Origin of the sequence: uncultured Modestobacter sp. (assembly GCF_947486615.1) — a bacterium.
Lineage (GTDB): Bacteria > Actinomycetota > Actinomycetes > Mycobacteriales > Geodermatophilaceae > Modestobacter.
This window is the reverse complement of sequence record NZ_CANKUD010000011.1, coordinates 22271-35305: the sequence shown is the minus strand read 5'-3', so window position 1 is coordinate 35305 and position 13035 is coordinate 22271. Positions and strand designations below refer to the sequence as shown.

11 protein-coding genes are annotated in these 13035 nt (G+C 74.8%); 10 read left to right on the top strand and 1 reads right to left on the bottom strand.

The annotated features are described in order from the left end of the window. Positions 1-92 precede the first annotated feature (92 nt). The 5 genes from Q1A09_RS18105 (at position 93) to Q1A09_RS18085 (ending at position 5825) form a co-directional block, all read left to right on the top strand. Positions 93-1208 carry a phosphatidate cytidylyltransferase gene (locus tag Q1A09_RS18105; RefSeq protein WP_299958086.1) on the top strand — a complete coding sequence of 372 codons (1116 nt, stop codon included), beginning with the start codon at positions 93-95 and terminating at the stop codon, positions 1206-1208. Between the two features lie 64 nt (positions 1209-1272). Continuing rightward, positions 1273-1932, top strand: a complete 660-nt coding sequence (locus Q1A09_RS18100; protein ID WP_299958084.1) for a TrmH family RNA methyltransferase — start codon at positions 1273-1275, stop codon at positions 1930-1932. 152 nt (positions 1933-2084) lie between these two features. After that, positions 2085-3854, top strand: coding sequence for a hypothetical protein (locus tag Q1A09_RS18095; RefSeq protein ID WP_299958081.1), 1770 nt, complete (start codon positions 2085-2087; stop codon positions 3852-3854). A 79-nt stretch (positions 3855-3933) separates the two neighbouring features. Next, a complete protein-coding gene (gene rlmN / locus Q1A09_RS18090) occupies positions 3934-5112 on the top strand; it encodes a 23S rRNA (adenine(2503)-C(2))-methyltransferase RlmN (RefSeq protein ID WP_299958078.1) in 1179 nt (392 codons plus the stop codon). Positions 5113-5117: 5 nt separating this feature from the next. Next, on the top strand, positions 5118-5825 hold the full coding sequence (locus Q1A09_RS18085) for a VIT1/CCC1 transporter family protein (protein ID WP_299958075.1): 708 nt from the start codon (positions 5118-5120) through the stop codon (positions 5823-5825). A gap of 67 nt (positions 5826-5892) precedes the next feature. On the opposite strand, the gene Q1A09_RS18080 is transcribed toward Q1A09_RS18085, so the two are convergent. Beyond that, positions 5893-6213 (bottom strand): DUF2631 domain-containing protein, encoded by a 321-nt coding sequence (locus Q1A09_RS18080; RefSeq protein WP_299958072.1) that lies wholly within the window; start codon positions 6211-6213, stop codon positions 5893-5895. Between the two features lie 121 nt (positions 6214-6334). Between Q1A09_RS18080 and dxr the strand changes: the two genes are divergently transcribed. The 5 genes from dxr (at position 6335) to Q1A09_RS18055 (ending at position 13033) form a co-directional block, all read left to right on the top strand. Further along, complete coding sequence (dxr, locus tag Q1A09_RS18075) at positions 6335-7552, top strand: 1-deoxy-D-xylulose-5-phosphate reductoisomerase (protein ID WP_299958069.1); 1218 nt, start codon at positions 6335-6337, stop codon at positions 7550-7552. Continuing rightward, positions 7489-8943, top strand: a complete 1455-nt coding sequence (locus tag Q1A09_RS18070) for an RIP metalloprotease (protein WP_299958066.1) — start codon at positions 7489-7491, stop codon at positions 8941-8943. Before dxr ends, Q1A09_RS18070 begins: the two co-directional genes overlap by 64 nt. Positions 8944-8961: 18 nt before the next feature. Next, positions 8962-10116 (top strand): flavodoxin-dependent (E)-4-hydroxy-3-methylbut-2-enyl-diphosphate synthase, encoded by a 1155-nt coding sequence (gene ispG / locus Q1A09_RS18065; RefSeq protein WP_299958064.1) that lies wholly within the window; start codon positions 8962-8964, stop codon positions 10114-10116. A 27-nt stretch (positions 10117-10143) separates the two neighbouring features. Then, the gene (locus Q1A09_RS18060; RefSeq protein ID WP_299958061.1) at positions 10144-10995 is read left to right on the top strand and encodes a GNAT family N-acetyltransferase; all 852 of its coding nucleotides are present in this window, start codon (positions 10144-10146) and stop codon (positions 10993-10995) included. Between the two features lie 109 nt (positions 10996-11104). Continuing rightward, positions 11105-13033: a penicillin-binding transpeptidase domain-containing protein gene (locus tag Q1A09_RS18055; RefSeq protein ID WP_299958058.1), complete on the top strand. Its 1929-nt coding sequence runs from the start codon at positions 11105-11107 to the stop codon at positions 13031-13033. Positions 13034-13035 lie beyond the last annotated feature (2 nt).

Sequence of the window (13035 nt, the reverse complement as noted above, 5' to 3'; positions counted from 1 at the left end):
CGGGGCGCGAGCGTGCCCGCAGCCGGACGGGCCCGCCCGGCGTCCCGCGTCCTGCCGACGCCGTCCCACGCCGGGACGACGAGGACGCGCCGGTGGTCCGGATCAGCCAGCCACCGGTGCCGCCGCGGCCGCCACTGCCCGGTCGGCCCGCGCCACGGGTGGCGCCCGAGGACGTCCCCGGCCCGAGCACGGTCGGGCTGACCTGGGACCGGGCACCGGAGGACGCCGGCGCTGACCTGCTCGGTGACGCGTGGACCGATGAGCGGGACGAGCTCCCGACCGGTGCCCTCACCGCCGTCGGGGACGACGCGCCCCCGATGACCGCCGTGCCGGACGCGCCGGGGGCCGAGGCCACCGGTGAGCCGCCGCAGGACACCCCCAGCGGCGCCCCCCGGGCGACCGGTCGGGCCGGCCGGGACATGGCGGCCGCAGTCGGGGTCGGACTCGGTCTCGGTGCGGTGATCATCGCGACCCTGCTGGTCTGGCGGCCGGCGTTCCTGGCGGTGCTGGGCGTGGCCGTGCTGATCAGCGTCGTCGAGCTCAGCGGCGCCCTGGTGAAGGGCGGGCACCGACCACCCCGCACGCCGGTGGTCGTGGGCGGGCTGGCCATGCTCACGCTGGCGTGGACCCGCGGCCCATCGGGGTTGGTGGTCGGCTTCCTGTTGACCGTGGTCGCGGTGCTGCTGTGGCGGCTGGGCGACGGCCCGGTCGGGTACCTGCGGGATGCCTCCGCGGCGGTGTTCGTCGCGCTGTACGTCCCGCTGCTCGCCGGTTTCGCGGTGCTGCTGCTGGCCCCGGACGACGGGGTTGCCCGGGTGCTCGCCTTCATCGTGACGGTGGTGTGCAGCGACGTGGGTGGCTTCGCCGCCGGGGTGCTGTTCGGCAAGCACCCGCTGGCCAGGTCGATCAGCCCTAAGAAGTCCTGGGAGGGACTGGCCGGGTCGGTCGCGGCCTGCGTGCTCGTCGGGACGTTGCTGGTGACGCTGACCTTCCACGGTCCCTGGTGGGGTGGGGTGCTCTACGGCGTGGCGATCGCGCTGACCGCCACCCTCGGCGACCTGGGGGAGTCGCTGATCAAGCGTGACCTGGGCATCAAGGACATGGGCGACCTCCTGCCCGGGCACGGCGGGCTGATGGACCGGATGGACTCGCTGCTGCCCTCGGCGGCCGTCGCCTGGCTGATCCTCTCGGCGGTCGCCCCGGTCTGACCGGCGGTGTGCCCTCCGGCCCGTGACCGCGCCGGAGGGGTGTGGCGTGGCACCATCCCCGGCGATGACCGAGGGACTGGAGACCGGGCCGACCGAGTGGGGCGGGTCGGTGGGTGTCGGCCCCTGGCCCGGTCCGTGGCCCACCGACGAGCGGTACGACCCCGAGCTGCTCGCCGACGGCGACCGGCGCAACGTGGTGGACCGCTACCGCTACTGGACGCTCGAGGCGATCGTCGCCGGCCTCGACCGGCGCCGGCACCCGTTCCACGTCGCGATCGAGAACTTCGAGCACGACCTGAACATCGGCACCGTCGTCCGCACCGCCAACGCGTTCCTGGCCGCGGAGGTGCACGTCGTCGGGCGGCGCCGGTGGAACCGACGCGGGGCGATGGTCACCGACCGGTACCAGCACCTGCGGCACCACGCGGACGTCGAGGCGCTGCTGGCGCACGCAGCGGCGGAGTCGATGTCGGTGGTGGCGGTGGACAACGGGCCCGGCGCCGTCCCGCTGGAGACCGCCGACCTGCCCCTCCGGTCGCTGCTGCTGTTCGGTCAGGAGGGGCCGGGCCTGACCCCGGCCGCACGCGACGGCGCCGCGCTCACCGTGTCCATCACCCAGTTCGGCTCGACCCGCTCGCTGAACGCCGGGGTCGCCGCCGGCATCGCGATGCACGCCTGGGTGCGCCAGCACGCCCGGCTGACTGGTGCAGACCTGCCGAACTGAGCCCCGCGTCTTGAGCGCAGTGTGGTGCTCCGATCACGCCGCGCCTACCGCCGCGCCGGAGGTCCCTCGGTCAGCATGATCGTTCGGACTCGGCTGCTGGGTCCCGGCCACGACCGGTGGCCGGGCGGGCGACCGGTCGGGGAGGAGGGGTCGTGAGGTCGGAGGACGCGCACGACCCCGGGACCCCGGGCGAGGCCCCGACCGACGCGCCGACGGCGGCGGACACCGAGGCGGCGGACACCGAGGTGGTGGCCGCCACTCCGCCGCTGACGGCCGAGGACCCCTGGGACGAGGCGTGGCTGCCGCAGTGGGTCGCCTCGTCCGGGTCGGGGCTGCGCGCGGACGTCCCTCCGGCCGCGGCAGACGCCACGCCGCCCGATGCGGTCGAGCAGCCGGGCGACCTGCCGGCCACGCCGCTGCCCGGCGCCGCGGCGCAGCAGTCGGCCGCGAACCCGGCCGAGCACCCGGACGGGCAGGTGGTCACGGACCGCACCGACCACCCCGACGAGCAGCCGGCCATCGACCGGGTCGACCACCCCGACGAGCAGCCGGCCATCGACCAGGTCGACCACCCAGACGAGCGGCGCGAGCACCCGCAGGCCGACCCGGGCCGGACCACCGCCGAGACCGCCGCTCCCGGCCCCGGGACGGCAGCTGAGCCTGGCCTCGTGTCCGCCCCGGGCGAGGAGTCCGCGCCCGAGCCCGCCGGGACCCCCACGGCGCAGCCGGACGACGTCGAGGAGGTGCCGCCGTCCGGCGTGCACCGCCCGCTCCCGCCCCGCATCCAGGCCGCGCTGGCCGACCTGCAGGAGGCAGAACTGGCCGCTCAGCGGGCCGCTGAGGAGGAGGCGGCCGCGCAGCTCGCTGCCTGGGAGGAGGCGATCCGGGCAGGTGAGGCGCTGGCTTCGCAGTCCTCGTCCTCCCGGCGGTCGGCGTACGCCTCCAGCCCGCCCGCCTCCAGCCCGTCCTCTCCCGGGCCGTCCGACAGCACGCCGGCCGGCGCCACGCCGCCGGCGACCAGGCGGCGCGCCCGGGTGCTGCTGCCGCTGGCCGTCGTCCTGCTCGCCGCCGTGATCGCCGGTTTCGCCCTGCCGGGGCTCTCCGGTGGTGAGCGGCCCGAGGCGGCCGCCGTGCAGCGGGACGCCGCCTCGTCCCCGACGCCGGCCGCCCGGACGCCGATCGGCCGGGCGGGACAGGCGCCGATCCCAGCGGCGGAGCAGACGACGGCGCCGGTGCCCGGGACCGATCCCGCGGTCGAGGCCGCGGACACCCCCGCCCGGCCCACTGCGCGCAGCAGGGCAGCCACCCGGTCGGCTGCGTCCGCATCGCCGCAGACGGTGCCGCCGGTCCGCCGGCCCTCGACGTCTGCGTCAGTGGCCGCTCCGCCGGTCGACGGGCGCGTGCCGGTCGTGCCCGCTCCCGTCGGCGGTGACGGCGACGACAGCGGTGTTGGCGAGGACAGCGGTGACGGCGACGACGGCGGTGACGGCGACCACGGCGGTGACCTCCCGGAGCAGCCCGAGTGCCCGGACCCCGAGACCCCGGACGAGGGCGACGAGGACGCCCGGACGCCGGACGGCGAGACCCCGGAGGGCCAGGTTCCCGACGAGGACGGCGCCACCGGGACCGTCTCCCTCTCCGCGGCCTGCGCGCCCACCGACCCGGAGCCGACGGACCCCGACCCGGTCGACCCAGTCCCGGTCGACCCAGTCCCGACGGACCCAGTCCCGACGGACCCGACGCCGACCGCGCCGGTGCCCGGCGACCCGAGCGCTCCGCCGACGACCGCGCCACCGACCTCGGCGCCACCGACGACGGTGCCGCCGACCAGTCCGGCGCCCACCGGCACGGCCCCCGTGTCGACCGCCGCCGAGCCGGTCGACGTCCAGGCGACGTCCACCGTGCAGGCCGGCCGGAACTGAGCGCGGCTCCCCCTGGGGAGCCATCTCACCCTCGCTGCCGCACCCCGGACGCCCGTGGAGTGGGAGCATGGAGGACGCCATGACTGTCCTGCCCCTGGTCTTCGACGCCCCCCGCCGCACCAAGCCGCCGCGCCACCTGGCCGATCTCACCCGTGAGGAGGCCCGGGCCGCGGTGACCGAGCTCGGTCACCCGGCGTTCCGCGCCGACCAGCTGAGCCGGCACTTCTATGCGGGGGTGACCGACCCGGCGCTGATGACCGACGTGCCGGCCGCCGCCCGCGACGACCTCGCCGCGGCGCTGCTGCCCGGGTTGCTCACCCCGGTGCGGCACCAGTCCGCCGACGGTGGCCGCACCCGCAAGACGCTGTGGCGGCTGCACGACGGCGCCCTGGTGGAGAGCGTGCTCATGCGCTACCCCGACCGGGCCACGGTCTGCATCTCCAGCCAGGCCGGCTGCGGCATGGCCTGCCCGTTCTGTGCCACCGGCCAGAACGGCCTGACCCGCAACCTGTCCGCCGCCGAGATCATCGGCCAGGCGGTCGCCGCCGCCGCGGCGATGGCGGCCGGTGACATCCCGGGCGGGCCCGGGCGGCTGTCCAACGTCGTCTTCATGGGGATGGGCGAGCCGCTGGCCAACTACGCCCGGGTCCGCAAGACCCTGGACGCGCTGCTCAGTCCCACCCCGCACGGGCTGGGCCTGTCCCAGCGGTCGGTGACCGTCTCGACGGTCGGCGTCGTCCCGGCGATCCGCAAGCTCACCGAGGAGGGCCTCAACGTCACCCTCGCGGTGAGCCTGCACGCTCCCGACGACGAGCTGCGCAACACGTTGGTGCCGATCAACACCCGCTGGGACGTCGCGGAGGTGCTCGGTGCCGCCGACGACTACTCGCGCCGCACCGGCCGCCGGTACTCGATCGAGTACGCGCTCATCCGGGACGTGAACGACCAGCCGTTCCGGGCCGATCTGCTCGGGAACCTGCTGGCCAAGCGGCTCGCCCACGTCAACCTGATCCCGCTGAACCCGACCCCGGGCAGCCAGTGGGACGCCAGCCCGCTGCCGGCGCAGCGGGAGTTCGTCGCCCGGTTGCGCGCCGCCGGGGTGCCGACCACGGTCCGGGACACCCGCGGGTCGGACATCGACGGGGCCTGCGGCCAGCTCGCCGCCGCCGACCAGGTCGACGGCCTGCCCAGCATCGCGGTCCCGGTACCGGGCATCGAGGACGGCGTGCCGCTGGGAGCCGAGTCGGACCAGGGCTGACCGCCGTGACCGACGTCGAGCTGCACGAGCACAGCCACGCCGACGTCTCCGGCGGGTGGCTGCGGGCAGCCGTCTTCGGTGCCATGGACGGCCTGGTCACCAACACCGCGCTCGTCGCCGGTGTCGGGGCCGGTGGGGCGGCTGCGCAGACCGTCGTCCTGTCCGGGATGGCCAGCCTGGTCGCGGGTGCGATCTCCATGGCGCTGGGTGAGTACACGTCGGTGACCACCCAGAACGAGCAGCTCGCGCTCGAGGTCGCCAAGGAGCGCGGCGAACTGCAGCGCAACCCGGAGGGCGAACGGCGGGAGCTGGTCGCGCTGCTGCGCCGCGGTGGGGTGGACGACGACCTCGCCGAGCAGGTGTCGGTGCAGCTGTCCCGGGACCCGGAGACGGCGCTGCGGCTGCACGTGGTGGCCGAGATGGGGCTGAGCCCGGAGGACACGCCCTCGCCGAAGGTGGCGGCGGTGTCCTCGTTCGTCACCTTCTCCGCCGGCGCCGTCGTGCCGCTGCTGCCCTTCCTGTTCGGGTTCAGCACCCTGTGGGTCGCGCTGGTGTGCGGCGGCGTCGGGCTGGCGGCCGCCGGGGCGCTGTCCTCGCGCTTCACCCCGCGGCCGTGGTGGTGGTCGGCACTGCGCCAGCTGCTGTTCGGCGCCGTGGCCGCCGGCGCGACCTACCTGATCGGCACCGCGATCGGCGCGAGCATCTCCGGGTGACCTCCCGACCCACGAGAGGCCCGCTCCCCGGTGGGGGTGCGGGCCTCTCGGTCTCGTCGTGGACGGGTCAGCGGGAGCGCCAGGAGTTCTTCCGCCGGCGGACGTCCCACAGCAGCATGACCACGAGCGCGAGCGCGAAGCCCAGGACCCAGAGGTCCTCGACGCGGCCCTCGTGGTTGCCCACCAGGAAGCTCAGCATCACCAGGACGAACAGCCAGCCGACGATCCGGCCGACCTTGCCCGCCTCGGCGTGCCAGCCCCAGTCCTCGGGCCGCTCGTGCGTCACGGGGGTCCCGCCCGCGCGGACGATGCCCTCCTCGCGCTCGGACTGCTCGATCACCTGGGCGCTGGTCTGGTGGCCCTGTCCCCGGCCGGTCGCGTCGCTCACCCCCTCATGATGACAGGCCCGTCCGTGGCACACCTGGTGGCGGCTCGGGCGGGTCTTGCGAGGATGACCGCCGGCGGGCACGGCACCGGGTGCGCCGCGACGAGCGCAGCGAGGAGTGCAGATGAGCGAGCCGCGCGAGGTCACCGTGCTGGGGTCCACCGGGTCGATCGGCCGGCAGGCGATCGCGGTGGCGCAGCAGAACCCGGACCGGCTGCGGATCACCGGGCTGGCCGCCGGCGGCGGGGACATCGGCCTGCTGGCCGAGCAGGCGCTGTCCCTGGGCGTGCGCACCGTGGCCGTGGCCCGGGCGACCGCCGCCCAGGACCTGCAGCTCGCCTTCTACGCCGCCGCCCAGCAGCGCGGCTGGGCACAGGGGAACTACGCGCTGCCGGAGATCCTGGCCGGCCCGCGGGCCGCCGAGGAGCTGGCCACCCGCCCCGCCGACGTCGTCCTCAACGGGATCTCCGGGTCGATCGGGCTGCGCCCGACGCTGTCGGCGCTCGCGGCCGGGCGCACCGTCGCGCTGGCCAACAAGGAGTCCCTGGTCGCCGGCGGTGAGCTGGTGACCGCGGCGGCGGCGCCGGGTCAGCTGGTGCCGGTCGACTCCGAGCACTCCGCGCTCGCCCAGTGCCTGCGCGGTGGTTCCCGCGGCGAGGTGGCCCGGCTGGTGCTCACCGCCAGCGGTGGGCCCTTCCGCGGTCGGAGCGCCGAGGAGCTGGCCGGGGTCACCCGGGAGCAGGCGCTGGCCCACCCGACCTGGGACATGGGGCCGGTGGTCACCATCAACTCCGCGACCCTGGTCAACAAGGGCCTGGAGCTCATCGAGGCCCACCTGCTCTTCGACGTCCCCTACGCCGACATCGACGTCGTGGTGCACCCGCAGTCGATCGTGCACTCGATGGTCACCTTCGCCGACGGGGCCACCATCGCCCAGGCCAGCCCGCCGGACATGCGGCTGCCGATCGCCCTGGCCCTGGCCTGGCCCGACCGGCTGCCCGACGTGCAGCCGGCGCTGGACTGGTCGACCGCGAGCACCTGGGAGTTCCAGCCGCTGGACGCCGCGGTCTTCCCCGCGGTGCGGCTCGCCCGGGAGGCGGGGGAGGCCGGGGGCGTGGTCCCGGCGCTGTACAACGCGGCCAACGAGGAGGCGGTCGCGGCCTTCACCGCCGGACACCTGTCGTTCCCAGGGATCGTGCAGGTCATCGCGCGTACCCTCGACGCCGCGCCGGACCTCGGCGCACCAACCTGCGTCGAGGACGTGCTGGCCGCCGAGAAGTGGGCCCGGGAGCACGCTCGCGCCGCCATCGACGCGGACGACCTGAGACGGAGCTTGAGCTGAGCGGGTTCCTCCTGACGGTCTTCGGGATCGTCGCCTTCGCCGTCGGCCTGCTGTTCAGCATCGGCTTCCACGAGTTCGGCCACTTCTTCTGGGCCCGGAAGTTCGGCATGCGGGTTCCGCAGTTCTTCGTCGGCTTCGGCCCGACGGTGTTCTCCCGGCGCTACGGGGAGACCGAGTTCGGGATCAAGGGCGTGCCCCTGGGCGGCTTCATCCGGATCGTCGGCATGATCCCGCCGGCCGAACCGGACGAGAGCAAGCGCGCCACCCGGATGCGCAGCTTCATCGCCGAGGTGCGGGGTGCTGCGCTCGACGACGTCCGGCCCAGCGACGGGGACCGGGTCTTCTACAAGAAGCCCTGGTGGCAGCGGGTGGTCGTGATGGCCGCCGGCCCGCTGCACAACCTGGTGCTCGCCGTGCTGTTCTTCCTCGTCCTGCTGGTCGGCATCGGCCTGCCGGTCAGCAGCACCACCCTGCAGGCGGTGCCGAACTGCGTGCTGCCCGCCGGCGCCGCCAGCGCGGCGGAGGACGACCCCTGCGAGGTGCCCATCACCCCGGCCGGCGAGCTCTGCGCCGTCGGGTCGGCGGACTGCGCGCTGCCCGCGGCCGGTCCGGCGAAGCAGGCGGGGTTGCAGGCGGGGGACACCATCCTGGCCATCGACGGCGAACCGGTGCCCGACGAACCCGACGAGGGCTGGGCGGCGCTGGTCGACAGCGTGCAGGCCAGCGCGGGCCAGCCGCTCACCCTGACCGTCGCCCGGGAAGACGACGAGGGGACCACCGAGCGGTTCGACCTGACCGTCACCCCGATCGAGAACACCGTCTACGTCGACGACGACGAGGACGGCGAGGTCGACGGGACCACGGAGGTCGGCTACCTCGGCGTGCAGTCGGCCCAGACCTACGTCCGACAGCCGCTCAGCTCGCTGCCCGGCTACTTCGGCGACGTGGTCGTCGAGTCGGTCCAGCGGCTGGTGGAGATCCCCGAGCGGATCCCGCAGCTGTTCCGGGCCGCCTTCCTGGGCGAGGAGCGGGACCCGATGGGGCCGATCGGGCTGGTCGGTGTGGGCCGGCTGTCGGGGGAGGCCTTCGCCTTCGACGGCTACACCACAACCTTCAAGATCAGCTTCTTCGTCGGCCTGCTGGCCAGCGTCAACCTGGTGCTGTTCCTGTTCAACCTGCTGCCGATCTACCCGCTGGACGGCGGTCACGTGGCGGGGGCCCTCTACGAGAAGGCCCGCGCCACGGTCGCGCGGTTGCGCGGGCGGCCGGACCCCGGCCCGTTCGACATCGCGCGGCTCATGCCGGTGGCCTACGTGGTGGCCGGGCTGTTCATCCTGCTGTCCGGGCTGCTCGTCATCGCCGATGTCGTCAACCCGATCACCCTCCAGTAAGTGGGAGACTGACTTCTCGTGACCGTCTCGCTGGGCATGCCCGCCTCTCCGCCGCCCGTCCTGGCCCCGCGCCGGAAGACCCGCCAGCTCGATGTCGGCGGCGTCGGCGTCGGCAGCGACTCCCCGGTGAGCGTGCAGTCGATGTGCACCACCAAGACCGCCGACATCAACGCCACGCTGCAGCAGATCGCCGAGCTCACCGCCTCGGGCTGCCAGATCGTTCGGGTCGCGGTGCCCGACACCGACGACGCCGAGGCGCTGCCGATCATCGCGAAGAAGTCGCAGATCCCGGTGATCGCCGACATCCACTTCCAGCCGCGGTACGTCTTCGCCGCGATCGACGCCGGCTGCGCCGCCGTCCGGGTCAACCCGGGCAACATCAAGAAGTTCGACGACAAGGTCGGCGAGATCGCCCGGGCGGCCAAGGACGCCGGCACGCCGATCCGGATCGGCGTGAACGCCGGCTCGCTGGACAAGCGGCTGCTGGCCAAGTACGGCAAGGCCACCCCGGAGGCGCTGGTCGAGTCCGCGCTGTGGGAGTGCTCGCTGTTCGAGGAGCACGACTTCCGCGACATCAAGATCTCGGTCAAGCACAACGACCCGGTGGTCATGGTGCGTGCCTACGAGCTGCTGGCCGCCCAGTGCGACTACCCGCTGCACCTGGGCGTCACCGAGGCCGGCCCGGCCTTCCAGGGCACGATCAAGTCCGCCGTCGCCTTCGGGGCGCTGCTGTCCCAGGGCATCGGCGACACGATCCGGGTCTCCCTCTCCGCCCCGCCGGCGGAGGAGGTCAAGGTCGGCAACCAGATCCTGGAGTCGCTGAACCTGCGCCAGCGCGGCCTGGAGATCGTCAGCTGCCCCTCCTGCGGCCGGGCCCAGGTCGACGTCTACAAGCTCGCCGACGAGGTGACCGCGGGCCTGGAGGGCATGGAGGTGCCGCTGCGCGTCGCCGTCATGGGCTGCGTCGTCAACGGCCCCGGCGAGGCCCGCGAGGCCGACCTGGGCGTGGCCTCCGGCAACGGCAAGGGACAGATCTTCGTCAAGGGCGAGGTGGTCAAGACCGTGCCCGAGTCGCTGATCGTCGAGACGCTGATCGAGGAGGCCATGCGGATCGCCGAGGCGCAGGTCGCCGACGGCACGCCGTCCGGCCCGCCGGTCGTCTCCGTCTCCTGACCGGCTGAGCCGGGGACGGGGGCCCACGTGCTGCGTTCGTCGCCTGCCCGGGTGCTGGACGCCGGGGACGAGGAGGCGGTCCTCGAGCTGTTGGCCACCGACCCGGTCGCGGCCTGCATGCTGGCCGGCCGGATCGAGACGCACGGGACGGCGACCAACTCGCTGGGCGCCCCACTGTGGGGCCTGTACTCCGGCCGCCGGCTGGAGGCGGTCTGCCTGTCCGGTGCCAACCTGATCCCGTTCGCCCGGCCCGGGTGTGAACGGACGGCGGCCGGCGCCTTCGCCGAGCTCGCCCGCCGGGCCGGACGCCGCTGCTCCACCATCGTCGGCCCGGCGGCCTCGGTGCTGCCGCTGTGGGAGCTGTTGGCCCCGTCCTGGGGGCCGGCGCGGGAGGTGCGCGCCCGCCAGCCGCTGATGGCGATCGAGGGCCCGCCGGCCGTGCCGGCGGAGCCGCTGGTGCGCCCGGTCCGCGCGAGCGAGCTGGACACCCTGCTGCCGGCGGCGGTCGCCATGTTCACCGAGGAGGTCGGGGTCAGCCCGCTGCGGGCCGACGGTGGCGCCGGCTACCGCGCGCGGGTCGCCGAGCTGGTGCGGGCCGGTCAGGCGCTGGCCTGGATCTCCGACGGCGAGGTGCTGTTCAAGGCCGACGTCGGCGCGGTGTCCCGGGCGGCGTGCCAGCTGCAGGGGGTGTGGGTGTCCCCGCGGTACCGCGGGCAGGGCATCGGCCAGCGGGGCACCGCCGCCGTCGTCGAGTACGCCCGGACGGCGATCGCCCCGGTGGTCAGCCTCTACGTCAACGACTACAACGCCGCTGCCCGCGCGGCCTACGAGCGGGTGGGGTTCCGGCCGGTCGGCACGTACGCCTCCGTCCTGTTCTGAGGACCCCCATCGCTCGCGAGCTCGCGGCGGACATCCGCAGCGGAGGAGTTCCAGCACGTCACCGGCGTGCGTTTCCGGATCGGCGCCGGTCGTCTGCCAGGGTGGAGGCGTGCGGAGCCGAGAGCTGGTCAGCAGGAGCAGGACGACGCGTCGGGTGACGGCGGTGGGCGGTGCGGCCGTCGTCCTCCTCGTCCCGGTGCTCGCCGGCTGCTCCAGCGACCCCACCGACGACGTCCGGGCCGCCGCGCAGGCCTTCCTGGACGACTGGTCCGGTGGCGACACCGCGGCCGCGGCCGACCGCACCACCGACCCGGCGGCCACCACCGCGCTGCTGGAGCAGACCGCCACCGACCTGCCCGAGGCCTCCTTGACCGCCGAGCTCGGCGACGTGCAGGTGGCCGAGGACGGCGCCGCCACCGTCGACTGGCAGGCCACCTGGGACCTCGCGACCGCCCCCGACTGGGCCTACGGCGCCGCGTTGGAGCTCCAGGAGGGCGAGGACGGCTGGCAGGTCGTCGCCGAGCCGACCGTGGTGCACCCGGAGCTGGCGGAGGGGCAGCACCTGGAGCTGACCCGGACGCTGCCCGACCGCGCGCCGATCACCGACGGCACCGGGGCGCCGCTGTTCACCGAGACCGAGGTGGTCAACGTGGGTGTCGACCCGGCCCAGGTGACCGACCTGCCGGCGCTGGCCGCCGGGCTGGCCGCCGCGACCGGGGTCTCCGCCGAGCAGATCACCGCCGACGTGCAGGCCGCCCCGGCCGGGCAGTTCGTGCCGGTGATCACCCTGCGCCGGCCGGACTTCGAGGCGATCCGTGCCCAGGTCTTCGACCTGCCCGGCGCGGTCTTCCCGACCGGCAGCCGGCTGCTGGCGCCCACCGCCCGCTTCGGCCAGGCGCTGCTGGGCCGGGTGGGGGAGGCCACCGCGGAGGTGCTGGAGGAGACCGTGGGGGAGGACGGCGAGCAGCTCTACGCCGCCGGTGACCGGCTGGGCCTGTCCGGCCTGCAGCGCGCCCGCCAGGAGCAGCTGACCGGCACCCCGGGCTTCACCGTGTCGGTGGCCAGCACCGACGAGAGCCTCGAGGACGCCGGCCGCGTGCTCGACACGGTCGACCCCGTGCCCGGCACGCCGGTGCAGACCCCGCTGCTGCCCGCGGTGCAGAACGCCGCGGACGCCGCGGTGGCCACCCAGCCGCTGGCCACCCACCTGGTCGTGGTGCGGCCCGGCACCGGCGAGCTGCTGGCGGTGAGCTCCAACGAGGCCGCCAACCCCGCCAACGCGCTGTCCGGGCAGTTCCCGCCCGGCTCCAGCATGAAGACGATGACCGCGACCGCGCTGCTGTCCGCCGGCGCGCTCACCCCGGACACCGCGGTGCCCTGCCCCGGGACGACGGTCGTGGAGGGCCGGGAGTTCGAGAACGAGGACCAGTTCGACCTGGGTACGGTGCCCTTCACCGAGGCGTTCGCCCAGTCCTGCAACACCACCTTCATCCAGCAGGCGATGCAGCTGCCCGACGACGCGCTGGCCGCCGCGGCCGCCTCCTACGGCGTGGGCACCGACTGGCAGCTGCCGGTGGGCGTCTTCAGCGGCGAGGTGCCCACCACGAGCACCGGGACCACCAAGGCCGCCGACGCCATCGGCCAGGGGCAGGTGCTGATGAGCCCCGCGCAGCTGGCACTGGTCGCCGCCGGCATCGCCAGTGGCACACCGGCCGCACCGGTCGAGGTGGTGGGGGCCGACGCTGCGGGCGCCGCCCCGGCCGGTCCCGGCCAGGCGGTGCTGGACCAGCTGCGGCCGATGATGCGCCAGGTGGTGCTCAGCGGCACCGCCTCGGAGCTGGCCGACCGGGGCGAGGTGTACGGCAAGACCGGCACCGCGGAGTTCGGCACCAACACCCCGCCGGACTCGCACGGCTGGTTCATGGGCTACCAGCTCGGTGGCCCCCAGGGTGACCTGGCCTTCGCCGTCCTGGTCGAGGCCGGTCAGTCCAGCAGCGCGGCCGTGGCGGTCACCGACGCCTTCCTCGGCGCTCTCTGACG